General features: G+C 54.9%; 27 protein-coding genes and 4 tRNA genes. All 31 read left to right on the forward strand.

Annotated elements, in window-relative coordinates; all coding sequences use genetic code 11:
• The first annotated feature begins 203 nt into the window (after positions 1–203).
• Positions 204–1163 (forward strand): bifunctional biotin--[acetyl-CoA-carboxylase] ligase/biotin operon repressor BirA, encoded by a 960-nt coding sequence (gene birA / locus IB250_RS19220; protein ID WP_192345263.1) that lies wholly within the window; start codon positions 204–206, stop codon positions 1161–1163.
• The gene (locus IB250_RS19225) at positions 1153–1902 is read left to right on the forward strand and encodes a pantothenate kinase (protein WP_192345264.1); all 750 of its coding nucleotides are present in this window, start codon (positions 1153–1155) and stop codon (positions 1900–1902) included. The genes birA and IB250_RS19225 overlap by 11 nt, the downstream gene beginning before the upstream one ends.
• A 7-nt stretch (positions 1903–1909) precedes the next feature.
• Positions 1910–2350 carry a hypothetical protein gene (locus IB250_RS19230; protein WP_192345265.1) on the forward strand — a complete coding sequence of 147 codons (441 nt, stop codon included), beginning with the start codon at positions 1910–1912 and terminating at the stop codon, positions 2348–2350.
• Between the two features lie 142 nt (positions 2351–2492).
• Positions 2493–2577, forward strand: a tRNA-Tyr gene (locus IB250_RS19235).
• A gap of 24 nt (positions 2578–2601) precedes the next feature.
• Positions 2602–2675 (forward strand) — tRNA-Gly (locus tag IB250_RS19240).
• Between the two features lie 26 nt (positions 2676–2701).
• A tRNA-Thr gene (locus IB250_RS19245) sits at positions 2702–2777 on the forward strand.
• An 84-nt stretch (positions 2778–2861) separates the two neighbouring features.
• Positions 2862–4055 carry an elongation factor Tu gene (gene tuf, locus IB250_RS19250; RefSeq protein WP_007896619.1) on the forward strand — a complete coding sequence of 398 codons (1194 nt, stop codon included), beginning with the start codon at positions 2862–2864 and terminating at the stop codon, positions 4053–4055.
• A 53-nt stretch (positions 4056–4108) separates the two neighbouring features.
• Positions 4109–4184, forward strand: a tRNA-Trp gene (locus IB250_RS19255).
• A gap of 45 nt (positions 4185–4229) precedes the next feature.
• A complete protein-coding gene (gene secE / locus IB250_RS19260; protein ID WP_192345266.1) occupies positions 4230–4598 on the forward strand; it encodes a preprotein translocase subunit SecE in 369 nt (122 codons plus the stop codon).
• A 9-nt stretch (positions 4599–4607) separates the two neighbouring features.
• Entirely contained in the window at positions 4608–5141 is a 534-nt protein-coding gene (gene nusG / locus IB250_RS19265; protein WP_007896622.1) for a transcription termination/antitermination protein NusG, read from the forward strand.
• Positions 5142–5258: 117 nt separating this feature from the next.
• Positions 5259–5690, forward strand: coding sequence for a 50S ribosomal protein L11 (rplK, locus tag IB250_RS19270; protein WP_008008888.1), 432 nt, complete (start codon positions 5259–5261; stop codon positions 5688–5690).
• Complete coding sequence (gene rplA / locus IB250_RS19275) at positions 5690–6385, forward strand: 50S ribosomal protein L1 (protein ID WP_007896626.1); 696 nt, start codon at positions 5690–5692, stop codon at positions 6383–6385. Before rplK ends, rplA begins: the two co-directional genes overlap by 1 nt.
• Positions 6386–6583: 198 nt before the next feature.
• The gene (rplJ, locus tag IB250_RS19280; RefSeq protein ID WP_007896629.1) at positions 6584–7084 is read left to right on the forward strand and encodes a 50S ribosomal protein L10; all 501 of its coding nucleotides are present in this window, start codon (positions 6584–6586) and stop codon (positions 7082–7084) included.
• A gap of 80 nt (positions 7085–7164) precedes the next feature.
• Positions 7165–7530 (forward strand): 50S ribosomal protein L7/L12, encoded by a 366-nt coding sequence (gene rplL / locus IB250_RS19285; RefSeq protein WP_008073881.1) that lies wholly within the window; start codon positions 7165–7167, stop codon positions 7528–7530.
• A gap of 220 nt (positions 7531–7750) precedes the next feature.
• Positions 7751–11824: a DNA-directed RNA polymerase subunit beta gene (gene rpoB / locus IB250_RS19290; protein ID WP_007896631.1), complete on the forward strand. Its 4074-nt coding sequence runs from the start codon at positions 7751–7753 to the stop codon at positions 11822–11824.
• Positions 11825–11888: 64 nt separating this feature from the next.
• Positions 11889–16088, forward strand: a complete 4200-nt coding sequence (gene rpoC, locus IB250_RS19295; protein ID WP_007896632.1) for a DNA-directed RNA polymerase subunit beta' — start codon at positions 11889–11891, stop codon at positions 16086–16088.
• Between the two features lie 216 nt (positions 16089–16304).
• The gene (gene rpsL, locus IB250_RS19300; protein ID WP_002555494.1) at positions 16305–16676 is read left to right on the forward strand and encodes a 30S ribosomal protein S12; all 372 of its coding nucleotides are present in this window, start codon (positions 16305–16307) and stop codon (positions 16674–16676) included.
• 118 nt (positions 16677–16794) lie between these two features.
• Positions 16795–17265 carry a 30S ribosomal protein S7 gene (gene rpsG / locus IB250_RS19305; RefSeq protein ID WP_002555493.1) on the forward strand — a complete coding sequence of 157 codons (471 nt, stop codon included), beginning with the start codon at positions 16795–16797 and terminating at the stop codon, positions 17263–17265.
• Positions 17266–17295: 30 nt separating this feature from the next.
• Positions 17296–19401, forward strand: a complete 2106-nt coding sequence (gene fusA / locus IB250_RS19310; protein ID WP_007896659.1) for an elongation factor G — start codon at positions 17296–17298, stop codon at positions 19399–19401.
• A gap of 31 nt (positions 19402–19432) precedes the next feature.
• Positions 19433–20626: an elongation factor Tu gene (gene tuf, locus IB250_RS19315; protein WP_007896660.1), complete on the forward strand. Its 1194-nt coding sequence runs from the start codon at positions 19433–19435 to the stop codon at positions 20624–20626.
• Positions 20627–20783: 157 nt separating this feature from the next.
• Positions 20784–21095: a 30S ribosomal protein S10 gene (gene rpsJ, locus IB250_RS19320; protein ID WP_003186070.1), complete on the forward strand. Its 312-nt coding sequence runs from the start codon at positions 20784–20786 to the stop codon at positions 21093–21095.
• Positions 21096–21175: 80 nt separating this feature from the next.
• Positions 21176–21811 carry a 50S ribosomal protein L3 gene (rplC, locus tag IB250_RS19325; RefSeq protein WP_003186059.1) on the forward strand — a complete coding sequence of 212 codons (636 nt, stop codon included), beginning with the start codon at positions 21176–21178 and terminating at the stop codon, positions 21809–21811.
• 12 nt (positions 21812–21823) lie between these two features.
• The gene (gene rplD, locus IB250_RS19330; protein WP_007896707.1) at positions 21824–22426 is read left to right on the forward strand and encodes a 50S ribosomal protein L4; all 603 of its coding nucleotides are present in this window, start codon (positions 21824–21826) and stop codon (positions 22424–22426) included.
• Complete coding sequence (gene rplW, locus IB250_RS19335; RefSeq protein ID WP_002555488.1) at positions 22423–22722, forward strand: 50S ribosomal protein L23; 300 nt, start codon at positions 22423–22425, stop codon at positions 22720–22722. The genes rplD and rplW overlap by 4 nt, the downstream gene beginning before the upstream one ends.
• A 14-nt stretch (positions 22723–22736) precedes the next feature.
• The gene (gene rplB / locus IB250_RS19340; RefSeq protein WP_003176423.1) at positions 22737–23561 is read left to right on the forward strand and encodes a 50S ribosomal protein L2; all 825 of its coding nucleotides are present in this window, start codon (positions 22737–22739) and stop codon (positions 23559–23561) included.
• Positions 23562–23577: 16 nt separating this feature from the next.
• On the forward strand, positions 23578–23853 hold the full coding sequence (gene rpsS / locus IB250_RS19345; RefSeq protein ID WP_002555486.1) for a 30S ribosomal protein S19: 276 nt from the start codon (positions 23578–23580) through the stop codon (positions 23851–23853).
• Positions 23854–23866: 13 nt separating this feature from the next.
• Positions 23867–24199 carry a 50S ribosomal protein L22 gene (gene rplV / locus IB250_RS19350; protein WP_003103908.1) on the forward strand — a complete coding sequence of 111 codons (333 nt, stop codon included), beginning with the start codon at positions 23867–23869 and terminating at the stop codon, positions 24197–24199.
• 13 nt (positions 24200–24212) lie between these two features.
• Entirely contained in the window at positions 24213–24899 is a 687-nt protein-coding gene (gene rpsC, locus IB250_RS19355) for a 30S ribosomal protein S3 (protein ID WP_003176422.1), read from the forward strand.
• Positions 24900–24911: 12 nt separating this feature from the next.
• A complete protein-coding gene (gene rplP, locus IB250_RS19360) occupies positions 24912–25325 on the forward strand; it encodes a 50S ribosomal protein L16 (protein ID WP_007896757.1) in 414 nt (137 codons plus the stop codon).
• Positions 25325–25516, forward strand: a complete 192-nt coding sequence (gene rpmC, locus IB250_RS19365) for a 50S ribosomal protein L29 (protein ID WP_002555481.1) — start codon at positions 25325–25327, stop codon at positions 25514–25516. The genes rplP and rpmC overlap by 1 nt, the downstream gene beginning before the upstream one ends.
• A gap of 2 nt (positions 25517–25518) precedes the next feature.
• Entirely contained in the window at positions 25519–25785 is a 267-nt protein-coding gene (gene rpsQ, locus IB250_RS19370) for a 30S ribosomal protein S17 (protein WP_003176419.1), read from the forward strand.
• The last annotated feature ends 11 nt before the right edge of the window (positions 25786–25796 follow it).

Consider the following 25796-nt stretch of genomic DNA (forward strand, 5'->3'; position numbering starts at 1 on the left):
CAGTGAAACGATGCATCGCCGATGGTAGTGTGGGGTTTCCCCATGTGAGAGTAGGTCATCGTCAAGATTAAATTCCGAAACCCCTATCTGCGTATGCAGGTAGGGGTTTTGTTTTGTCCGCAGGAAAATCTCGCTTGTAGGGTTTCTATGCAACAGCCCGGGGCATGGATATCATGCGGGCCTCATTGTGAGGCGAGACTTGCATGCTGACGTTGTTAAAGCTTCTTAAGGATGGTCGATTCCATTCGGGCCAAGCCCTGGGTGCTGCCTTGGGCGTCAGTCGTAGCGCTGTATGGAAGCAACTTCAGCACCTGGAAGCTGAACTCGGTTTATCCATTCACAAAGTGCGCGGTCGCGGCTATCAACTAGCTGCGCCATTGACACTGCTTGATCCTGCGGAAATAAGCGCGCAGGCGCCTTCTTGTGAGTGGCCCATTCTAGTCTTCGACTCAATTGACTCCACCAACGCTGAAGCCTTGCGCGCTATCGAGCGTGGCCAGCCTGCGCCATTTCTGGTGCTCGCTGAGCGGCAAACGGCCGGTCGTGGACGGCGTGGGCGCAAATGGGTCAGCCCGTTCGCGGAAAACATCTATTACAGTCTGGTGCTGCGTATTGATGGTGGGATGCGGCAGCTGGAGGGCTTGAGTCTTGTTGTCGGGCTTGCCGTAATGCAGGCCTTGCGAGAGCTTGGTGTCTCGGGTGTGGGGTTGAAGTGGCCGAATGATGTTCTGGTGGGTCAGCAAAAGATTGCTGGAATACTGCTCGAGTTGGTGGGGGATCCTGCTGATGTGTGTCACGTGGTGATCGGTGTCGGAATAAATGTGAACATGCAGATGACCGATGAGGTTGATCAGCAATGGACGTCCATGCGCCTCGAGTCGGGTAAGGCAGTTGATCGCAATCATCTGGTTGCGGAGTTAGGGTTGATGCTCCAGGCCTATTTAAATCGCCACCAGGCCGGCGGGTTTTCGGCTATCCAGGCGGAGTGGGAGCAAAATCATCTATGGCAGGGGCGGACGGTATCGTTGATTGCCGGTGTGAGTCAGATAGATGGGGAGGTGCTGGGTATCGATAGTCAGGGTGCCTTGCGCTTGAAGGTGAATGGTGTGGAGAAGGTCTTTAGTGGTGGCGAGCTCAGCCTGAGGTTGCGTGATGATTCTTGAGCTCGATTGTGGAAACAGTTTCATCAAATGGCGTGTGCTCGGCGAGGATGTCCGGCGGGTGATTGGCGAGGGGGTCGTTGATACAGATCTCGCATTGCTGGAGAGCTTGAGAGGGCTCAAGGGGCTCGCTCTCATGCATTGTCGTTTGGTTAGTGTCAGAACCGCCGAAGAAACCAGTGCACTGATTTCTCTGTTGACCGAGGCTTTTGGCGTTTCCGTCGTGTGCGCGGCACCGGCTCGGGAGATGTCCGGGGTTCGAAATGGCTATGAGGAGTTCGAGCGGCTAGGGCTTGATCGCTGGCTTGCAGTGCTCGGAGGATTTCATCTGGCTTCGGGTGCTTGTCTGGTGCTCGACTTTGGTACGGCTGTTACGGCTGACTTTATTGCAGGAGATGGTGAGCATCTCGGTGGATTTATCTGTCCGGGGATGCCTTTGATGCGCAACCAGCTGCGTACCCATACCCGTAGAATTCGCTATGGAGATCTTGCTGCCGAGCGCGCTTTGGAAAGTCTTGTTCCTGGGCGTACAACCGTCGAGGCGGTCGAGCGAGGTTGTTTGCTAATGTTGAGAGGGTTTGTCCTGACTCAGCTAGAGTTGGCGCGCAGCTATTGGGGAGAAGATTTCGCAGTCTTCCTGACTGGAGGGGATGCTGATCTGGTCTCCGAGATTGTGCCCGAGGCCAGGGTGGTTCCAGACCTGGTATTTGTAGGTTTGGCGATGGCGTGTCCCTTGTCCTGAGGTATTTATGCGTTGGTTGTTCCTGCTGTTGCTTGTTCTCAATGTGTTCTATTACGTCTGGCACCAACAGGAGGCTCCGCTTCGCGCGAAGGATGTAACGCCCTTGAGTTTGTATCGCGGCTCGCAGCAGGATATTCGTTTGTTGAGCGAGGCGACGGATACGGCTCGAGACAAAGGAAAATCCACGCAGGCGGATAGCAGTTGTCTCTATCTGGGAGGTTCTGCTCGACAGGACGTCGCCCAGGTAATCGAGCGCCGATTGAATGACATGGATATCAGGTTTCAGTCCTTGCCGAAGGATCTTCCCGAATATGCTGGTTACTGGGTGCGCATAGCCCCGGAAAGCCGGCGTTTGCTGGGTGACTCGCAGTTGCAAAACCTTTCTAAAGAATTCAATGAGTTAAAACATAAAATAATGCCGTGCGAGGGGGTTGCACCCGTCGAATAGTTTGCATAGAATGGCGCCCGCTTCGCAGTGAAGACCTTTAGCGGTCAGCAGTGTGAAGCGAGGTCAACGCAGCTAACCTCAGGTTTTTAATGAGAAAATGCTTGACAGAAGGCTGGCATGATATAGAATGCCGGCTCGCTTAGGAGGGGTTCCCGAGCGGCCAAAGGGATCAGACTGTAAATCTGACGTCTACGACTTCGAAGGTTCGAATCCTTCCCCCTCCACCATTTTTAGCGAGAGCTGCAAGCTCCGCGGGTATAGTTTAGTGGTAGAACCTCAGCCTTCCAAGCTGATGATGCGGGTTCGATTCCCGCTACCCGCTCCAAGTTTGCAGGTCCTGCAAAGTGTTACGCTCTTGTAGCTCAGTTGGTAGAGCACACCCTTGGTAAGGGTGAGGTCAGCGGTTCAAATCCGCTCAAGAGCTCCATATAACAAGGCAGATATGAAAATATCTGCCTTTGTTTTAATGGCTGATAGTACTTGCTTAATTCTTCTGCTAGGGGTGATTTCGATGGCTAAGGAAAAGTTCGAACGTAACAAGCCGCACGTCAACGTTGGCACCATTGGTCACGTAGACCATGGCAAGACGACCTTGACCGCCGCTCTGACCCGCGTCTGCTCCGAAGTGTTCGGTTCGGCAAAGGTTGACTTCGACAAGATCGATAGCGCCCCAGAAGAAAAAGCTCGTGGTATCACCATTAACACTGCTCATGTTGAGTACGATTCGGCTGTGCGTCACTACGCGCATGTTGACTGTCCAGGTCACGCCGACTACGTAAAAAACATGATTACCGGTGCTGCGCAGATGGATGGTGCGATTCTGGTTTGCTCGGCCGCTGATGGTCCGATGCCGCAAACCCGTGAGCACATCCTGCTGTCCCGTCAGGTTGGCGTTCCGTACATCGTTGTCTTCCTGAACAAGGCTGACATGGTTGACGATGCTGAGTTGCTGGAACTGGTTGAGATGGAGGTGCGCGATCTGTTGAGCACTTACGATTTCCCAGGTGACGACACTCCGATCATCATTGGTTCGGCGCTGATGGCGCTGAATGGTCAAGACGACAACGAGATGGGCACTACTGCCGTCAAGAAGTTGGTCGAGACTCTGGATAGCTATATTCCGCAGCCTGAGCGTGCTATCGATAAGCCGTTCCTGATGCCGATCGAGGATGTGTTCTCGATCTCCGGTCGCGGTACTGTTGTGACTGGTCGTGTTGAGCGTGGCATTGTCCGCATTCAGGAAGAAGTTGAGATTGTTGGTCTTCGTGACACTGTCAAAACTACTTGCACTGGTGTTGAAATGTTCCGCAAGCTGCTCGACGAAGGTCGTGCAGGCGAGAACTGCGGCGTTTTGCTGCGTGGTACCAAGCGTGATGATGTTGAGCGTGGCCAGGTTCTGGTCAAGCCCGGCACTGTCAAGCCGCATACCAAGTTCACTGCTGAGGTTTATGTTCTGAGCAAGGAAGAAGGCGGTCGTCACACTCCGTTCTTCAAGGGCTACCGTCCACAGTTCTACTTCCGTACAACTGACGTGACTGGTAACTGTGAGCTGCCGGAAGGTGTTGAAATGGTGATGCCGGGTGATAACGTTCAAATGACCGTTACCCTGATCAAAACCATCGCGATGGAAGATGGTCTGCGTTTCGCTATCCGTGAGGGCGGTCGTACCGTCGGCGCTGGTGTCGTAGCAAAAGTCATCGAGTAAGTTGTTGTAATGTCTTTTTCGGGCCGGCATAATGGTCGGCCTGATTTTGTTTTAGGTCAGTAGCTCAATTGGCAGAGCGACGGTCTCCAAAACCGTAGGTTGGGGGTTCGATTCCCTCCTGACCTGCCAGATTCACTTGGTGTGTCTGGCTTTCTTTTCACAGGATCTTCATAGATGACTCCTAAAGCTGAAGCTCAAGGCTCTCGCTTCGATCTGCTCAAGTGGCTAGTAGTAGTCGCTTTGGTGGTTGTTGGCGTTGTTGGCAATCAGTATTACTCTGCTTCGCCGATCCTGTACCGCGTACTTGCTTTGCTTGTCATTGCTGTTGTAGCTGCCTTTGTAGGCCTGCAGACAGTCAAGGGCAAGTCTTTCTTTGTACTGGTTAAGGAAGCTCGCACCGAGATTCGTAAAGTCGTATGGCCAACTCGCCAAGAAACCACGCAGACCACGCTGATTGTTGTGGCTGTTGTCCTGGTTATGGCGTTGCTGTTGTGGGGGCTTGATTCCCTGCTCGGCTGGCTTGTTTCCTTGATTGTCGGCTAAGGGTGTCCCGTGGCTAAGCGTTGGTACGTTGTGCATGCTTACTCCGGTTACGAGAAGCATGTCATGCGCTCGTTGGTAGAGCGCGTAAAGCTGGCTGGCATGGAAGATGGCTTTGGCGAAATTCTGGTTCCCACTGAAGAAGTGGTTGAAATGCGTAATGGCCAGAAACGCAAAAGCGAGCGCAAGTTCTTCCCAGGTTATGTGCTGGTCCAGATGGACATGAACGAGGGTACTTGGCACTTGGTCAAGGATACTCCTCGGGTGATGGGTTTCATCGGCGGTACTGCTGATAAGCCTGCGCCGATCACTGATAAAGAGGCAGAAGCGATTCTGCGTCGCGTTGCTGATGGTAGCGACAAGCCGAAGCCGAAGACGTTGTTCGAGCCGGGTGAGTCGGTACGTGTCAATGATGGGCCGTTTGCTGATTTTACTGGCACGGTTGAAGAAGTTAACTACGAGAAGAGCCGGATCCAAGTGGCAGTGCTCATTTTCGGTCGCTCTACTCCGGTAGAGCTAGAGTTCAGCCAGGTCGAAAAGGTCTAGCTGAGCAAGCATCCCAACCCCGCAGCCCTAGGCTGTGGGGTTTTGTCGTCACTGGGATAAACGCGCAAGTAACCGGGGAGCCTTACGAGGCGTTCGAACCCGTAATTGGAGTGCCTCATGGCCAAGAAGATTACCGCTTACATCAAGCTGCAAGTGAAGGCCGCTCAGGCTAACCCAAGTCCACCTGTTGGTCCTGCTCTGGGTCAGCACGGCGTGAACATCATGGAATTCTGCAAGGCTTTCAACGCCCGTACTCAGGGTATTGAGCCAGGTCTGCCGACTCCAGTGATCATCACTGTCTACAGCGACCGTAGCTTCACTTTCGAAACCAAATCCACACCTGCTTCGGTTCTGCTGAAGAAGGCTGCCGGTCTGACTAGCGGTTCCGCTCGTCCGAACACCGTTAAGGTTGGCACCGTGACCCGTGCTCAGCTGGAAGAAATCGCGAAAACCAAAAACGCGGATCTGACTGCAGCTGATATGGAAGCAGCCGTGCGTACTATCGCCGGTTCTGCTCGTAGCATGGGCCTTAACGTGGAGGGTGTGTAATGGCTAAGTTGACCAAGCGTCAAAAGGCTATCGCCGGCAAAATCGAAGCAGGCAAGTCCTACAACTTTGTAGACGCTGCCGCTCTGCTGGCTGAGCTGTCGACTGTCAAGTTCAGCGAGTCGTTCGACGTTGCTGTGAACCTGGGTGTTGATCCGCGTAAATCCGACCAGGTCGTTCGTAGCGCTACCGTGCTGCCACACGGCACTGGCAAGACTGTTCGCGTTGCTGTGTTCACCCAGGGTCCAGCTGCCGAGGCTGCTCTGGCTGCCGGCGCTGACCGTGTAGGTATGGACGACCTGGCTGCCGAAATGAAAGGCGGCGACCTGAACTATGACGTAGTTATCGCATCCCCGGATGCCATGCGCGTTGTTGGTCAGTTGGGTCAGATCCTGGGCCCACGCGGCCTGATGCCTAACCCTAAAGTCGGCACTGTAACTCCAGACGTAGCTACCGCGGTTAAAAACGCCAAGGCTGGTCAGGTTCGTTATCGCACCGACAAAAACGGCATCATCCACACCTCCGTTGGCAAAGTCGGCTTCGATGCCGTCAAGCTGAAGGAAAACGTTGAAGCCCTGATCGCTGATCTGAAGCGTATCAAGCCAGCTTCCTCGAAAGGTATTTACGTCAAGCGCGTTACCCTGAGCACCACCATGGGTCCAGGTCTGGTCATCGACCAAGGCTCGCTCGACGCGTAAGACACAGGTTGGCGCAAGCGATTGCGCCAATTGAAAGATTGGGGTCCCTGCCTGGCGGGGGCTATCCAAGACCGTAGGCGACGCAAGTCTTAAACCTCAAGCCTACGCAGATGGTGCTCCCGGTTCCTTACCGAATCAGACACCAAAACGACATCCGGCTTCGGTTGGATGAAACGGTAACAAGCAGGAGTTAAACCCGTGGCAATTAAACTCGAAGACAAGAAGGCCATCGTCGCTGAAGTCAACGAGGCTGCCAATGTTGCCCTGTCTGCTGTTGTGGCTGATGCCCGCGGCGTGACAGTTGGCGCTATGACCGGACTCCGTAAAGAGGCTCGTGAAGCTGGCGTTTACGTACGTGTTGTACGTAACACCCTGCTTAAGCGCGCCGTTGCTGGCACTCAATATGACGTGCTCAACGACGTGTTCACCGGCCCGACCTTGATTGCATTTTCGAAAGAACATCCGGGCGCTGCTGCTCGTATCTTCAAAGAATTCGCAAAAGGTCAGGATAAGTTCGAGATCAAGGCAGCTGCGTTCGAGGGCAAGTTCCTCGCAGCTAATCAGATCGACGTACTGGCAAGTCTGCCGACCCGTGACGAAGCAATTTCTCAGCTGATGAGCGTGATTCAAGGCGCAACCAGCAAATTGGCTCGTACTCTGGCGGCCCTTCGCGACCAGAAAGAAGCTGCTGCAGCCTAAGGCTGAGCGACTCCTTTCAGCGTTTATTGTTTATTTCGATGGCCGCGTAGGCTGTCACCCCAATACAGGAATTTATAGTCATGTCTCTGACTAACGACCAAATCATCGAAGCAATCGGCGAAAAATCCGTTCTGGAAATCGTTGAGCTGATCAAGGCCATGGAAGAGAAGTTCGGCGTTTCCGCTGCCGCTGCTTCCGCTGGTCCAGCTGCTGTTGCTGCCGTTGTTGAAGAACAAACTGAATTCAACGTCATGCTGACCGAAGCTGGCGAGAAGAAAGTTAACGTGATCAAGGCAGTACGTGAACTGACCGGTCTGGGCCTGAAAGAAGCCAAGGCTGTAGTTGACGGCGCTCCTGCCATGGTTCTGGAAGCTGTTTCGAAAGACGCAGCTGACAAAGCCAAAGCAACTCTGGAAGAAGCAGGCGCTAAAGTCGAGCTGAAGTAAGCATCGACTTTGCACCTCCAGCCCGAGCGTTAAGCGAAAGGCTGATGGCTGGTGGCTCTTGCCACCGGCCTTTTTCCGTTATTGGCAGCCGACTGGGTCGGTGCTGGTAACGAGCTGTAACCACCCGATGCGGTGGCGCAAACCATGGGGTTTGCACGATTTTCTGGCTGCTCCCGTCGGGAGGGGCCAAACAAGCAGGTGACCAAGCTGGGGAACGCTGATGGCTTACTCATATACTGAGAAAAAACGTATCCGCAAGGACTTTAGCAAGTTGCCGGACGTCATGGATGTGCCGTACCTCCTGGCCATCCAGCTGGATTCGTATCGTGAATTCTTGCAAGCGGGAGCGACTAAAGATCAGTTCCGCGACGTGGGCCTGCATGCGGCCTTCAAATCCGTTTTCCCGATCATCAGCTACTCCGGCAATGCTGCGCTGGAGTACGTCGGTTATCGCCTGGGCGAACCGGCATTTGATGTCAAAGAATGCGTATTGCGCGGTGTAACTTACGCCGTACCTTTGCGGGTAAAAGTGCGCCTGATCATTTTCGACAAAGAATCGTCGAACAAAGCGATCAAGGACATCAAAGAGCAAGAAGTCTACATGGGTGAAATCCCCCTGATGACTGAAAACGGTACCTTCGTAATCAACGGTACCGAGCGTGTAATCGTTTCCCAGCTGCACCGTTCCCCGGGCGTGTTCTTCGACCACGACCGTGGCAAGACGCACAGCTCCGGCAAACTGCTGTACTCCGCGCGCATCATTCCTTACCGCGGTTCGTGGCTGGACTTCGAGTTCGACCCGAAAGACTGCGTGTTCGTGCGTATCGACCGTCGTCGCAAGCTGCCTGCATCGGTACTGCTGCGCGCGCTGGGCTATACCACTGAAGAAGTGCTGGACGCGTTCTACACCACCAACGTCTTCCACGTGCAAGGTGAAAACCTCAGCCTGGAACTGGTGCCTCAGCGCCTGCGTGGTGAAATTGCTGTCCTGGATATCCTGGATGACAAAGGCAAGGTTATTGTCGAGCAAGGTCGTCGTATCACTGCTCGCCACATCAACCAGCTGGAAAAAGCAGGGATCAAAGAGCTGCAAGTGCCTCTGGACTACGTCCTGGGTCGCACTACCGCCAAGGTCATCGTGCATCCGGCAACCGGCGAAATCCTGGCAGAGTGCAACACCGAGCTGAACACCGAGATCCTGGCAAAAATCGCCAAGGCTCAGGTTGTTCGCATCGAAACTCTGTACACCAACGATATCGACTGCGGTCCGTTCGTCTCCGACACTCTGAAGATCGACTCCACCAGCAACCAATTGGAAGCGCTGGTCGAGATCTATCGCATGATGCGTCCTGGCGAGCCGCCAACCAAAGACGCTGCCGAAACCCTGTTCAACAACCTGTTCTTCAGCCCTGAGCGCTATGACCTGTCTGCGGTCGGCCGGATGAAGTTCAACCGTCGTATCGGTCGTACCGAGATCGAAGGTTCGGGCGTGTTGTGCAAGGAAGACATCGTCGCGGTACTGAAGACTCTGGTCGACATCCGTAACGGTAAAGGCATCGTCGATGACATCGACCACCTGGGTAACCGTCGTGTTCGCTGCGTAGGCGAAATGGCCGAGAACCAGTTCCGCGTTGGCCTGGTACGTGTTGAGCGTGCGGTCAAAGAGCGTCTGTCGATGGCTGAAAGCGAAGGCCTGATGCCGCAAGACCTGATCAACGCCAAGCCAGTGGCTGCGGCGGTGAAAGAGTTCTTCGGTTCCAGCCAGCTTTCCCAGTTCATGGACCAGAACAACCCGCTGTCCGAGATCACCCACAAGCGTCGTGTTTCTGCACTCGGCCCTGGCGGTTTGACTCGTGAGCGTGCTGGCTTTGAAGTGCGTGACGTACACCCGACTCACTACGGTCGTGTATGCCCGATTGAAACGCCGGAAGGTCCGAACATCGGTCTGATCAACTCCTTGGCTGCCTATGCGCGCACCAACCAGTACGGCTTCCTCGAGAGCCCGTACCGTGTGGTGAAAGACGCTCTGGTCACCGACGAGATCGTGTTCCTGTCCGCCATCGAAGAAGCTGATCACGTGATCGCTCAGGCTTCGGCCACGATGAACGACAAGAAAGTCCTGATCGACGAGCTGGTAGCTGTTCGTCACTTGAACGAGTTCACCGTCAAGGCGCCGGAAGACGTCACCTTGATGGACGTATCGCCGAAGCAGGTAGTTTCGGTCGCAGCGTCTCTGATCCCGTTCCTCGAGCACGACGACGCCAACCGTGCGTTGATGGGTTCGAACATGCAGCGTCAAGCTGTACCAACCCTGCGCGCTGACAAGCCGCTGGTCGGTACTGGCATGGAGCGTAACGTAGCCCGTGACTCCGGCGTTTGCGTCGTGGCTCGTCGTGGCGGCGTGATCGATTCCGTCGACGCCAGCCGTATTGTGGTTCGTGTTGCTGATGATGAAGTTGAAACCGGCGAAGCTGGTGTCGACATCTACAACCTGACCAAGTACACCCGCTCCAACCAGAACACCTGCATCAACCAGCGTCCGCTGGTGAGCAAGGGTGATCGGGTTCAGCGCAGCGACATCATGGCCGACGGTCCGTCCACCGATATGGGTGAACTGGCTCTGGGTCAGAACATGCGTATCGCGTTCATGGCATGGAACGGCTTCAACTTCGAAGACTCCATCTGCCTGTCCGAGCGTGTTGTTCAGGAAGACCGTTTCACCACGATCCACATTCAGGAACTGACCTGTGTGGCACGTGACACCAAGCTTGGACCAGAGGAAATCACTGCAGACATCCCGAACGTGGGTGAGGCTGCACTGAACAAGCTGGACGAAGCCGGTATCGTTTACGTAGGTGCTGAAGTTGGCGCAGGCGACATCCTGGTTGGTAAGGTCACTCCGAAAGGCGAGACCCAACTGACTCCGGAAGAAAAACTGCTGCGTGCCATCTTCGGTGAAAAAGCCAGCGACGTTAAAGACACTTCCCTGCGTGTGCCTACCGGCACCAAGGGTACTGTCATCGACGTACAGGTCTTCACCCGTGACGGCGTTGAGCGTGATGCTCGTGCGCTGTCGATCGAGAAGACTCAACTCGACGAGATCCGCAAGGATCTGAACGAAGAGTTCCGTATCGTTGAAGGCGCCACTTTCGAACGTCTGCGTTCCGCTCTGGTCGGCCACAAAGCCGAAGGCGGCGCCGGTCTGAAGAAAGGTCAGGAAATCACCGACGAAGTTCTCGACGGTCTTGAGCATGGTCAGTGGTTCAAACTGCGCATGGCTGAAGATGCTCTGAACGAGCAGCTCGAGAAGGCTCAGGCCTACATCGTTGATCGCCGCCGTCTGCTGGACGACAAGTTCGAAGACAAGAAGCGCAAACTGCAGCAGGGCGATGACCTGGCTCCAGGCGTGCTGAAAATCGTCAAGGTTTACCTGGCAATCCGTCGTCGCATCCAGCCGGGCGACAAGATGGCCGGTCGTCACGGTAACAAGGGTGTGGTCTCCGTGATCATGCCGGTTGAAGACATGCCGCACGATGCCAATGGCACCCCGGTCGACGTCGTCCTCAACCCGTTGGGCGTACCTTCGCGTATGAACGTTGGTCAGATCCTTGAAACCCACCTGGGTCTCGCGGCCAAAGGTCTGGGCGAGAAGATCAACCGGATGGTAGAAGAGCAGCGTAAAGTTGCTGAGCTTCGCACCTTCCTGGATGAGATCTACAACCAGATCGGCGGTCGTAACGAAGATCTGGATAGCTTCTCCGACCAGGAAATCCTGGATCTGGCGAAGAACCTGCGTGGCGGCGTACCAATGGCCACTCCAGTGTTCGACGGCGCCAAGGAAAGCGAAATCAAGGCCATGCTGAAACTGGCAGACCTGCCAGAAAGCGGCCAGATGCAGCTGACCGACGGCCGTACCGGCAACAAGTTCGAGCGCCCGGTTACTGTTGGCTACATGTACATGCTGAAGCTGAACCACTTGGTAGACGACAAGATGCACGCTCGTTCTACCGGTTCGTACAGCCTGGTTACCCAGCAGCCGCTGGGTGGTAAGGCACAGTTCGGTGGTCAGCGTTTCGGGGAGATGGAGGTCTGGGCACTGGAAGCATACGGTGCTGCTTACACTCTGCAAGAAATGCTCACAGTGAAGTCGGACGATGTGAACGGTCGGACCAAGATGTACAAAAACATCGTGGACGGCGATCACCGTATGGAGCCGGGCATGCCCGAGTCCTTCAACGTGTTGATCAAAGAAATTCGTTCCCTCGGCATCGATATCGATCTGGAAACCGAATAACACGTGACGCGAATCGAGAGCGGGGCAGGATTGCCCGCTCTCTGCTCCGCCAGGAGGAAAGGCCTTGAAAGACCTACTGAATTTGCTGAAAAACCAGGGTCAAGTCGAAGAGTTCGACGCCATCCGTATTGGATTGGCATCGCCTGAGATGATCCGTTCGTGGTCGTTCGGTGAAGTTAAAAAGCCGGAAACCATCAACTACCGTACGTTCAAACCTGAGCGTGACGGCCTGTTCTGCGCCAAGATCTTTGGCCCGGTAAAGGATTACGAGTGCCTGTGCGGTAAGTACAAGCGCTTGAAGCACCGTGGTGTGATCTGCGAGAAGTGCGGCGTTGAAGTCGCGCTGGCAAAAGTTCGTCGTGAGCGCATGGCGCACATCGAACTGGCCTCGCCAGTTGCCCACATCTGGTTCCTGAAATCGCTGCCGTCCCGTATCGGCTTGCTGATGGACATGACCCTGCGTGATATCGAACGTGTTCTCTACTTCGAGAGCTATGTCGTTATCGATCCAGGCATGACCACCCTTGAAAAGGGTCAGCTGCTCAACGACGAGCAGTACTTCGAAGCGCTGGAAGAGTTCGGCGACGATTTCGATGCCCGCATGGGTGCCGAAGCTGTCCGTGAACTGCTGCACGCTATCGACCTGGAGCACGAGATTGGTCGCCTGCGTGAAGAAATTCCGCAAACCAACTCCGAAACCAAGATCAAGAAGCTGTCCAAGCGTCTGAAGTTGATGGAAGCCTTCCAGGGTTCCGGCAACCTGCCAGAGTGGATGGTGCTGACCGTTCTGCCGGTTCTGCCGCCAGATCTGCGTCCACTGGTCCCGCTGGATGGCGGTCGCTTCGCGACTTCCGACCTCAACGATCTGTATCGTCGAGTGATCAACCGTAACAACCGCTTGAAGCGTCTGCTCGATCTGTCCGCTCCGGACATCATCGTGCGCAACGAAAAGCGTATGTTGCAGGAAGCCGTCGATGCACTGCTCGACAACGGTCGTCGTGGCCGCGCTATCACTGGTTCCAACAAGCGTCCTCTGAAATCCCTGGCTGACATGATCAAGGGTAAGCAGGGTCGTTTCCGTCAGAACTTGCTCGGTAAGCGTGTTGACTACTCCGGTCGCTCGGTAATTACCGTAGGTCCGACCCTGCGTCTGCACCAGTGCGGTCTGCCGAAGAAGATGGCTCTCGAGCTGTTCAAGCCGTTCATTTTCGGCAAGCTGGAAATGCGTGGTCTTGCTACCACCATCAAAGCGGCCAAGAAGATGGTCGAGCGCGAGCTGCCAGAGGTTTGGGACGTTCTCGCTGAAGTGATTCGCGAACACCCGGTTCTCCTCAACCGTGCACCGACCCTTCACCGTCTGGGTATCCAGGCGTTTGAACCGGTACTGATCGAAGGTAAGGCTATCCAGCTGCACCCTCTGGTCTGTGCTGCGTACAACGCCGACTTCGACGGCGACCAAATGGCCGTGCACGTACCGCTGACACTGGAAGCCCAGTTGGAAGCGCGTGCGTTGATGATGTCGACCAACAACATTCTGTCGCCAGCTAACGGTGAGCCAATCATCGTTCCGTCGCAGGACGTTGTATTGGGTCTGTACTACATGACTCGTGAAGCGATCAACGCCAAGGGCGAAGGTCGTGTGTTCGCGGATCTGCAAGAAGTTGACCGTGTGTTCCGTGCCGGCGAAGCCGCACTGCACGCTAAAGTCAAAGTGCGGATCAACGAAACCGTCAACGATCGTGATGGCGGCAGCGTCAAGAACACCCGTATCGTCGACACCACTGTCGGCCGTGCGCTGTTGTTCCAGGTTGTTCCACCAGGCCTGTCGTACGACGTCGTCAACCAGCCGATGAAGAAAAAGGCGATCTCCAAGCTGATCAACCAGTGCTACCGCGTGGTTGGTTTGAAAGAGACCGTGATCTTCGCTGACCAGTTGATGTACACCGGTTTTGCTTATTCGACCATTTCCGGCGTTTCCATCGGTGTTAACGACTTCGTTATCCCGGATGAAAAAGCCCGCATCATCGGTGCTGCTACCGACGAAGTGAAAGAGATCGAAAGTCAGTACGCCTCCGGCCTGGTAACCCAGGGCGAGAAGTACAACAAAGTGATCGACCTTTGGTCCAAGGCGAACGACGAAGTTTCCAAGGCGATGATGGCCAACCTCTCGAAAGAGAAAGTCATCGACCGTCATGGCGTCGAAGTCGACCAAGAATCTTTCAACTCGATGTACATGATGGCCGACTCGGGCGCACGGGGTTCTGCTGCGCAGATCCGTCAGCTCGCCGGTATGCGTGGCCTGATGGCCAAGCCGGACGGTTCCATCATCGAAACGCCGATTACAGCGAACTTCCGTGAAGGTTTGAGCGTACTTCAGTACTTCATCTCCACTCACGGTGCTCGTAAAGGTTTGGCGGATACCGCGTTGAAAACTGCGAACTCCGGTTACCTGACTCGTCGTCTGGTAGACGTGGCGCAGGATCTGGTTGTGACCGAGATCGATTGCGGCACCGAACATGGCCTGGTAATGACTCCGCACATTGAAGGCGGTGACGTTGTCGAGCCGTTGGGTGAGCGCGTATTGGGTCGTGTTATCGCCCGTGACGTATTCAAGCCAGGTACCGAGGAAATCATCGTTCCTGCCGGTACTCTGGTAGACGAGAAGTGGGTCGAGTTCATCGAGCTGAACAGCATCGACGAAGTGATCGTGCGTTCGCCGATCAGCTGCGAAACCCGCTACGGCATTTGCGCCAAGTGCTACGGCCGTGACTTGGCTCGTGGTCACCAGGTGAACATCGGTGAAGCGGTCGGCGTTATTGCTGCCCAGTCCATCGGTGAGCCGGGTACCCAGCTGACCATGCGTACGTTCCACATCGGTGGTGCGGCAAGCCGGACCTCCGCAGCCGACAGCGTTCAGGTGAAGAATGGCGGCACCGTCCGTCTGCATAACCTGAAGCACGTTGAGCGAGTGGATGGTTGCCTGGTTGCTGTGTCCCGTTCCGGTGAGCTGGCGATCGCTGATGACTTCGGTCGTGAGCGCGAGCGTTACAAGCTGCCGTACGGTGCTGTGATTTCGGTTAAAGAAGGTGACAAGGTCGACGCTGGCGCAATCGTGGCCAAGTGGGATCCGCACACTCACCCAATCGTTACCGAAATGAAAGGTACCGTGACCTACGTGGGCATGGAAGAAGGCATCACGATCAAGCGTCAGACTGACGAATTGACCGGTATGACCAACATTGAAGTACTCGACGCCAAAGACCGTCCAGCTGCCGGTAAAGATATCCGTCCTGCTGTGAAGATGGTTGATGACAACGGCAAGGATCTCTTGCTGCCGGGTACCGACGTAATTGCTCAGTACTTCCTGCCTGCTAACGCCCTGGTCGGCGTAGCGGACGGCGCGAAAATCGCGATCGGTGATGTTATCGCTCGTATTCCGCAAGAGACTTCGAAAACCCGTGACATCACCGGTGGTCTGCCGCGTGTTGCCGACTTGTTCGAAGCCCGCCGTCCGAAAGAAGCCTCGATTCTGGCTGAAGTCAGCGGCACCATCGCGTTCGGTAAAGAAACCAAAGGCAAGCGCCGTCTGGTTATCACCCCGAACGACGGCAGCGATCCGTACGAAGAGCTGATTCCGAAGTGGCGTCACCTGAACGTCTTCGAAGGCGAACAGGTAAACCGCGGCGAAGTTATCTCCGACGGCCCGAGCGATCCACACGACATCCTGCGTCTGCTGGGTGTGAGTGCGCTGGCCAAGTACATCGTGAACGAGATCCAGGACGTTTATCGTCTGCAAGGCGTGAAGATCAACGATAAGCACATCGAGACCATCCTGCGTCAGATGCTGCGTAAAGTTGAAATCGCTGAATCCGGCGATTCCAGTTTCATCAAGGGCGACCAGATGGAATTGACTCACGTTCTGGTAGAGAACGAGCGTCTGGCTGGCGACGAGAAGTTCGTTTCCAAGTTCACTCGCGTATTGCTGGGTATCACCAAGGCGTCGTTGTCCACCGAATCGTTCATCTCGGCGGCTTCCTTCCAGGAAACCACTCGCGTACTGACCGAAGCGGCGGTAACCGGCAAGCGCGATTACCTGCGCGGCCTGAAAGAAAACGTAGTCGTGGGTCGTTTGATCCCGGCGGGTACCGGTCTGGCTTACCACAGCGAGCGCAAGCGCCGCCGTGATGCTGACAAACCGTTGCGCGTAAGCGCCAGTGAAGTGGAAGCTGCACTGACCGAAGCGCTGAACTCAAGCGGTAACTGAGTTCTGCGATAAATGAGCGTAAGGCCCTGGCCGTTCCGTTCATCGAATCGAGACAATTTGTCGAGGTTGGATGAGTGGGGAGGTCGGGGCCTTGCCTTGACTGGGGGCAAGATCCTCTTTAGACTCTTGTACCCCTAAATTTGGCGGGAATTCGTTCCTGCCATTTTGCTTTTCTTGCAAGACAATAGCGTCGCAAGACAACAGTGGAGCTAGTAGATGGCAACTATCAACCAGCTGGTACGTCAGCCGCGTAAGCGTATCGTCGAGAAATCCGACGTGCCTGCGCTGCAGAACTGCCCGCAACGTCGTGGCGTATGCACCCGTGTGTATACCACCACGCCGAAAAAACCTAACTCGGCACTGCGTAAAGTATGCCGTGTGCGTCTGACCAACGGTTTCGAGGTTTCCTCGTACATCGGTGGTGAAGGCCACAACCTGCAAGAGCACAGCGTGGTACTGATCCGCGGCGGTCGTGTAAAAGACTTGCCAGGTGTTCGTTACCACACCGTACGCGGTTCTTTGGATACTTCCGGCGTTAAAGGTCGTAACCAGGGTCGTTCGAAGTACGGTACCAAGAAGCCTAAGTAGTAGTGGCTTTTTGTAAAAACTGATTTTCTATTTTTCTGAGTCGATAAGAGTAAGGTCGGAGGCGTCCCGAAAGGGCACCGATTCCGAGCGAACCTGAAGACCGTTTGAGGGCTTATCCATGCCAAGAAGACGCGTAGCAGCCAAGCGCGAAGTGCTTGACGATCCAAAATACGGCAGCCAAATCCTGGCCAAGTTCATGAACCACGTTATGGAAAGCGGCAAGAAAGCCGTTGCCGAACGTATCGTTTATGGCGCGCTGGAAAAGGTTAAAGAACGCAAGAACAGCGATCCCCTGGAAATCTTCGAGAAAGCTCTCGACGCCATCGCTCCGCTGGTCGAAGTAAAGTCGCGCCGTGTAGGCGGTGCTACTTACCAGGTTCCGGTCGAAGTTCGTCCGTCCCGTCGTAACGCTCTGGCAATGCGCTGGTTGGTAGACTTCGCCCGTAAGCGCGGCGAGAAGTCTATGGCTCTGCGTTTGGCTGGCGAACTGTTGGACGCTGCCGAAGGCAAAGGTGCTGCAGTTAAGAAGCGTGAAGACGTGCACCGTATGGCTGAAGCCAACAAGGCTTTCTCGCACTACCGCTTCTAATTTTAGCGTCACTAATTTTGCGAGGGCTTTATGGCTCGTACTACACCGATTAACCGCTACCGTAACATTGGTATCGTTGCTCACGTGGATGCTGGTAAAACCACCACCACCGAGCGCGTCCTTTTTTACACTGGCAAAAGTCACAAAATGGGCGAGGTGCATGACGGCGCCGCGACCACGGACTGGATGGTGCAGGAGCAGGAGCGTGGTATTACCATTACTTCTGCTGCAATCACCGCCTTCTGGCAGGGTTCCGAGAAGCAGCACAAGGACCAATACCGCTTCAACGTCATCGACACCCCGGGTCACGTTGACTTCACTATTGAAGTTGAGCGTTCCCTGCGTGTTCTCGATGGCGCGGTCGTTGTGTTCTGCGGCACCTCGGGTGTTGAGCCTCAGTCGGAAACCGTATGGCGTCAAGCCAACAAATACGGCGTTCCACGTCTTGTTTACGTAAACAAGATGGACCGTGCTGGTGCGAACTTCCTGCGCGTGATCGGTCAGATCAAGCAGCGTCTGGGTCACACTCCGGTGCCAATCCAGTTGGCCATCGGTTCCGAAGACAACTTCCAGGGTCAGATCGATCTGATGTCCATGGAAGCTGTTTACTGGAATGACGCTGACAAAGGCATGGTTCCAGTTCGCAAGCCTATCCCTGCTGAGCTGCAGGAACTGGCTGACGAGTGGCGCGGCAACATGGTTGAGGCTGCGGCCGAAGCCAGCGAAGAGCTGATGAACAAGTACCTCGAAGGTGAAGAGCTCACCAACGCGGAAATCAAGGCCGCTCTGCGTCAGCGTACTATCGCTGGTGAGATCGTTCTGGCTGTTTGCGGTTCTTCCTTCAAGAACAAGGGTGTTCCCCTGGTTCTCGACGCCGTGATCGACTACCTGCCTGCTCCTACCGACATTCCTGCCATCAAGGGTACTGACCCGGATGACGAGACCAAGGAAATGGAGCGTCACGCAGACGACAGCGAGCCGTTCTCGGCTCTGGCGTTCAAGATCGCTACCGACCCATTCGTGGGTACCTTGACCTTTGTTCGAGTTTACTCGGGCGTGTTGGCCTCCGGCGACGGCGTGATCAACTCGGTTAAAGGCAAGAAAGAGCGCGTGGGTCGTATGGTGCAAATGCACGCAAACGCCCGTGAAGAAATCAAGGAAGTGCGCGCTGGTGACATCGCAGCCTTGATCGGCATGAAGGACGTCACCACTGGTGAAACTTTGTGCAACGCTGACAAGCCAATCATCCTGGTTCGCATGGACTTCCCGGAGCCGGTTATTTCGGTTGCCGTAGAGCCTAAGACCAAGGACGACCAGGAAAAAATGGGTATCGCTCTGGGCAAGCTCGCTCAGGAAGATCCATCTTTCCGCGTCAAGACTGATGAAGAGACTGGTCAAACGATCATCTCCGGCATGGGCGAGTTGCACCTGGACATCCTGGTTGACCGGATGCGCCGTGAGTTCAACGTCGAAGCCAACATCGGTAAGCCTCAAGTTTCGTACCGTGAGCGCATCACGAAGAGCTGCGAGATTGAAGGCAAGTTCGTTCGCCAGTCCGGCGGTCGTGGCCAGTTCGGTCACTGCTGGATTCGTTTTGCTCCTGCTGACGAAGGTCAGGAAGGTCTGCAATTCCTGAACGAAGTAGTGGGTGGTGTGGTTCCTAAGGAATACATCCCGGCTATCCAGAAGGGTATCGAAGAGCAGATGAAGAACGGCGTTGTTGCCGGCTATCCGCTGATCGGCCTGAAGGCTACCGTGTTTGATGGTTCCTACCACGACGTCGACTCCAACGAGATGGCGTTTAAAGTGGCTGCTTCCATGGCAACCAAGCAACTGGCCCAGAAGGGCGGTGGTGAGTTGCTTGAGCCGATCATGGCGGTAGAGGTTGTTACGCCTGAAGACTATATGGGTGACGTGATGGGCGACCTTAACCGTCGTCGCGGCATGATCCTGGGTATGGAAGACACGGTCTCCGGCAAAGTGATTCGCGCCGAAGTGCCGCTGGGTGAGATGTTCGGTTATGCGACCGACGTCCGTTCCATGTCCCAAGGTCGCGCAAGCTACTCTATGGAATTCAAAAAATACAATACAGCTCCGTCGCATATCGTCGAAACTGTTACCAAAAAACAAGGCTGATTCAGCCCCTTTAGGCTAGGAGTTAATTGTCGTGGCTAAAGAAAAATTTGACCGTACCCTCCCGCACGTCAACGTTGGCACCATCGGTCACGTCGACCACGGTAAAACCACGCTGACCGCTGCTCTGACTCGCGTCTGCTCCGAAGTTTTCGGTTCGGCCGTTGTTGCTTTCGACAAAATCGACAGCGCTCCGGAAGAAAAGGCTCGTGGTATCACCATCAACACCGCGCACGTTGAATACAACTCGCTGATCCGTCACTACGCTCACGTTGACTGCCCAGGTCACGCTGACTATGTGAAGAACATGATCACCGGTGCTGCTCAGATGGACGGCGCTATCCTGGTTTGCTCGGCCGCTGATGGTCCGATGCCGCAAACCCGTGAGCACATCCTGCTGTCCCGTCAGGTTGGCGTTCCGTACATCGTTGTCTTCCTGAACAAGGCTGACATGGTTGACGACGCTGAGCTGCTGGAACTGGTTGAGATGGAAGTGCGCGATCTGTTGAGCACTTACGACTTCCCAGGTGACGACACTCCGATCATCATCGGTTCGGCTCTGATGGCTCTGAACGGCCAAGACGACAACGAAATGGGTACCACTGCCGTTCGTAAACTGGTTGAGACTCTGGACAGCTACATTCCGGATCCAGTTCGTGTTATCGACAAGCCGTTCCTGATGCCAATCGAAGACGTATTCTCGATCTCCGGTCGCGGTACTGTTGTAACTGGCCGTATCGAGCGCGGTATCGTCAAGGTTCAGGATCCACTGGAAATCGTTGGCCTGCGTGACACTACCGTCACCACCTGCACCGGTGTTGAAATGTTCCGTAAGCTGCTCGACGAAGGTCGTGCTGGCGAGAACTGCGGCGTTCTGCTGCGTGGTACCAAGCGTGACGACGTTGAGCGTGGCCAGGTTCTGGTTAAGCCAGGTTCGGTTAAGCCGCACACCAAGTTCGAAGCCGAAGTCTACGTTCTGAGCAAAGAAGAAGGCGGTCGTCACACTCCGTTCTTCAAAGGCTACCGTCCACAGTTCTACTTCCGTACTACTGACGTGACTGGTAACTGCGAGCTGCCGGAAGGCGTTGAAATGGTAATGCCGGGCGACAACATCAAAATGGTTGTCACCCTGATCAAGACCATCGCAATGGAAGACGGTCTGCGTTTCGCTATCCGTGAAGGCGGTCGTACCGTCGGCGCTGGCGTCGTAGCCAAAATCATCGAGTAAGCTCTTTTTTGAGTTAGCTTTGATGAGTTGAAAAAGCCTCCGCTTAGCGGGGGCTTTTTTATTGGGTTGACACCTATATGGGGCGTCTATAGAATTGCGCCTCCTTTTAACGGGCGTATTGCGCTCGGTGGGAATAGCAGCCGGAGTCTGAAATCCAATGCAAAATCAGCAAATCCGTATCAGGTTGAAGGCTTTTGACCATCGCCTGATCGACCAATCCACCCAGGAAATCGTGGAAACCGCGAAACGTACTGGTGCTCAAGTGCGTGGTCCAATTCCACTGCCTACCCGTAAAGAGCGGTTCACCGTTCTGGTCTCCCCGCACGTCAACAAAGACGCGCGTGACCAGTACGAGATCCGTACTCATAAGCGCGTTCTGGACATCGTCCAGCCAACGGATAAAACCGTTGATGCACTTATGAAGCTTGATCTTGCGGCCGGTGTGGAAGTGCAGATCAGCCTCGGCTAAGACTCGGTCTTAGTCGTGTAACGCTCTGAAATGGGCGGCCATAGCGGGTGAAAGCCCCGTACACTCATGAGGTTTACAACATGACTATTGGTGTAGTCGGTCGTAAATGCGGTATGACCCGTATTTTCACCGAAGAAGGTGTCTCCATTCCGGTCACGGTCATTGAGATCGAGCCGAATCGCGTCACCCAGTTCAAAACTGAAGAGACCGATGGCTATCGTGCAGTGCAAGTCACTGTAGGCGAGCGTCGTGCTTCGCGTGTTACAGCTGCTCAGGCTGGCCACTTCGCTAAAGCGAACGTTGCCGCTGGTCGTACCGTAATGGAATTCCGTCTTGAAGAAGGCGAGTACCAGGCCGGCGATCTGATCAACGCTGAAATCTTCGCTGCTGGTCAACTGGTTGATGTAACCGGTCAGTCCAAAGGTAAAGGCTTCCAGGGTACGATCAAGCGTTGGAACTTCCGCGGGCAAGATAATACCCACGGTAACTCCGTGTCCCACCGCGTTCCAGGCTCTATCGGCCAGTGCCAGACTCCTGGTCGTGTATTCAAGGGCAAAAAAATGTCCGGTCATATGGGCGCTGAGCGCGTGACCGTGCAGTCCCTCGAAGTAGTGCGCGTGGACGCTGAACGCAATCTGTTGTTGGTCAAGGGCGCTGTTCCTGGCGCTACTGGCGGCAACTTGGTTGTACGTCCAGCAGCCAAGGCTCGCGGTTAAGGGGAAGCTGACATGCAATTAAATGTAAATGACGCTCAAGCGATCGAAGTTTCCGAACTGACATTTGGCGGCGAATTCAACGAGACGCTGGTTCACCAAGCAGTCGTGGCCTACATGGCTGGCGGCCGTCAAGGTAGCAAGCAGCAAAAGACCCGTTCCGACGTTCGTGGTGGCGGTAAGCGCCCATGGCGTCAGAAAGGTACTGGCCGTGCTCGTGCCGGTACTATCCGTAGCCCAATCTGGCGCGGCGGCGGTACCACTTTCGCAGCTCGTCCTCAGGATCACACCCAGAAGCTGAACAAGAAGATGTATCGCGCAGCAATGCGTTCCATCCTTGCTGAGCTGGTGCGTACTGATCGTCTGGTTGTGGTTCAGGACTTCGCTGTTGATGCACCGAAGACCAAAGATCTGCTGAACAAACTGACCGGCATGGGCCTGACTGACGTCTTGATCGTGTCTGAAGTGGTTGATCAGAACCTGTACCTGGCTGCTCGCAACCTGCCGCACGTTGATGTACGTGACGTGCAAGGTTCCGATCCAGTTAGTCTGATCGCATACGACAAGGTGTTGATCACCGTGTCGGCCGTGAAGAAATTCGAGGAGCTGCTGGGATGAACCAGGAACGCGTATTTAAAGTTCTGCTTGGCCCGCACGTTTCCGAGAAGGCTACGGTTCTGGCTGACAAGAAAGGCCAGTTCGTTTTCAAGGTTGCAACTGACGCAACCAAGCTGGAAATCAAGAAGGCCGTCGAAAGCCTGTTCAGCGTGAAAGTAGAGCGTGTTACTACCCTGAATGTTCTGGGTAAGAGCAAGCGCACTGCTCGCGGTCTGGGCAAGCGTAATGACTGGAAGAAGGCAGTTATCTCCCTTCAGCCAGGCCAAGATCTCGATTTCAGCAGCAGTGCTGAGTAAGGAAGGGGTGCATCATGGCAATCGTTAAATGCAAACCGACTTCCCCTGGCCGCCGTTTTGTGGTCAAGGTGGTCAACCAGGAGCTGCATAAAGGCGCTCCTCACGCACCGCTGCTCGAGAAAAAATCGAAGACTGGTGGTCGTAACAACAATGGTCGTATTACCACTCGTCACATCGGTGGTGGCCATAAGCAGCATTATCGTCTGGTCGATTTCCGTCGCAACGACAAAGATGGCATCTCTGCCACTGTCGAGCGTATTGAATACGATCCAAACCGTACTGCTCACATCGCTCTGCTGCTGTACGCAGATGGCGAGCGTCGCTACATCATCGCCCCTAAAGGCGTGAGTGCTGGTGACCAGCTGATCGCAGGTGCTTTGGCACCGATCAAGCCGGGCAACGCTCTGCAACTGCGTAACATTCCAGTTGGTAGCACCGTACACGGCATCGAATTGAAGCCAGGTAAAGGCGCGCAAATCGCTCGTTCCGCTGGTGCTTCGGCTCAGCTGATCGCTCGTGAAGGTGTCTACGTGACCCTGCGTCTGCGTTCTGGTGAGATGCGTAAAGTGCTGGCTGAATGCCGCGCGACCCTGGGTGAAGTCTCGAACTCCGAGCACAGCCTGCGTTCGCTGGGTAAAGCTGGTGCCAAACGCTGGCGTGGCGTTCGCCCAACCGTTCGTGGTGTTGCCATGAACCCGGTTGACCACCCACATGGTGGTGGTGAAGGTCGTACCTCTGGTGGTCGTCATCCGGTATCGCCATGGGGCTTCCCGACTAAGGGCGCGAAGACTCGTGGTAATAAGCGTACCGACAAAATGATCGTCCGTCGTCGCAAGTAAATAGAGGGATACGACAGTGCCACGTTCTCTGAAAAAAGGTCCTTTTATTGATCTTCACCTACTGAAGAAGATCGAAGTGGCGGCGGAAAAGAACGATCGCAAACCAGTTAAGACCTGGTCGCGTCGTTCGATGATCCTGCCACAAATGGTCGGTCTGACCATTGCAGTGCATAACGGTCGTCAACATGTTCCAGTTCTCGTGAACGAAGACATGGTCGGCCACAAACTGGGCGAGTTTGCCGGTACCCGCACATATCGTGGGCACGTGGCAGACAAGAAAGCCAAGCGTTAAGGGGTAAGGAACGATGGAAGTAGCCGCTAAGTTGTCGGGCGCTCGAATCTCCGCCCAGAAAGCCCGCTTGGTCGCCGACCAGATCCGCGGGAAGAAGGTGGGCGAAGCGCTCAACCTGTTGGCTTTCAGCAGTAAGAAAGCCGCCGAGATCATGAAGAAAGTGCTGGAGTCGGCCGTAGCCAACGCCGAGCATAACGAAGGCGCAGACGTTGATGATCTGAAGGTCAGCACCGTTTTCGTCAACGAAGGGCGTTCGCTGAAGCGAATCATGCCACGTGCCAAAGGCCGTGCTGATCGCATCGTCAAGCGGTCTTGCCATATCACTGTCAAGGTTGCTGACAAGTAACGGAGTCGAAGAGATGGGTCAGAAAGTACATCCCATTGGCATTCGCCTGGGAATCGTCAAGGAGCACACCTCCGTCTGGTACGCAGACGGTCGGACTTATGCGGACTATTTGTTCGCTGATCTGAAGGTGCGTGAGTATCTCCAAGACAAACTAAAAAGCGCGTCCGTAAGCCGTATCGATATCCATCGTCCGGCTCAGACTGCACGTATCACCATCCACACCGCTCGTCCAGGTATCGTTATCGGGAAGAAAGGTGAAGATGTTGAGAAACTGCGTCAGGACCTGACCAAGCAAATGGGTGTGCCTGTGCACATCAATATCGAAGAGATCCGCAAGCCGGAGCTCGACGGTATGCTGGTTGCGCAGAGCGTAGCTCAGCAGCTGGAGCGTCGCGTAATGTTCCGTCGCGCTATGAAGCGCGCTGTTCAGAACGCCATGCGCATTGGTGCCAAAGGCATCAAAATCCAAGTGAGCGGTCGTCTCGGCGGTGCTGAAATCGCACGTACTGAATGGTATCGCGAAGGTCGTGTGCCACTGCACACCCTGCGTGCCGACATCGACTATGCCAACTACGAAGCTCACACCACTTACGGTGTGATCGGTGTAAAGGTTTGGATCTTCAAAGGCGAAGTAATTGGTGGTCGCCAAGAAGAACTGAAACCACAAGCACCAGCGCCTCGTAAAAAAGCTGCTAAGTAAGGGGTACGCCAAATGTTGCAACCAAAGCGTACGAAGTTCCGCAAGCAGATGACAGGCCACAACCGTGGTCTGGCTCAGCGCGGTAGCAAAGTCAGCTTCGGCGAGTTCGCGCTGAAGTCTGTAGCTCGTGGTCGTCTCACCGCTCGTCAGATCGAGTCAGCGCGTCGTGCTCTGACCCGTCACGTTAAACGTGGCGGCAAGATCTGGATCCGTGTATTCCCGGACAAGCCTATTTCCAAAAAGCCACTCGAAGTTCGGATGGGTAAAGGTAAGGGTAGTGTGGAGTACTGGGTTGCCCAGATTCAGCCAGGCAAAGTCCTGTATGAAATCGAGGGTGTTTCTGAAGAGCTGGCGCGTGAGGCTTTTGCCCTGGCTGCTGCAAAGCTGCCGCTCGCCACCGCCTTTGTTAAACGGACGGTGATGTGATGAAAGCGAATGAACTTCGTGAAAAATCCGCACAGCAGCTGAACGAGCAACTGCTCGGCTTGCTGCGCGACCAGTTCAATCTGCGTATGCAGAAAGCAACTGGCCAGTTGGGGCAGTCTCATCTGCTCTCGCAAGTTAAGCGTGACATCGCTCGCGTGAAGACTGTGCTCAACCAGCAGGCAGGTAAGTAATCATGGCTGAAGCCGAAAAAACTGTCCGTACGCTGACTGGCCGTGTTGTCAGCGACAAGATGGACAAAACCATCACCGTTCTGATCGAGCGTCGCGTTAAGCACCCGATCTACGGTAAATACGTTAAGCGTTCGACTAAGCTGCACGCGCACGACGAAACCAATCAGTGCCACATCGGCGACAAAGTCACTATTCGTGAAACTCGTCCTTTGGCCAAGACCAAGTCTTGGGCGCTGGTTGATGTTCTCGAACGCGCTGTGGAAGTCTAAGGACTAGGGGT

Source organism: Pseudomonas sp. PDM09 (assembly GCF_014852305.1).
Lineage (GTDB): Bacteria > Pseudomonadota > Gammaproteobacteria > Pseudomonadales > Pseudomonadaceae > Aquipseudomonas.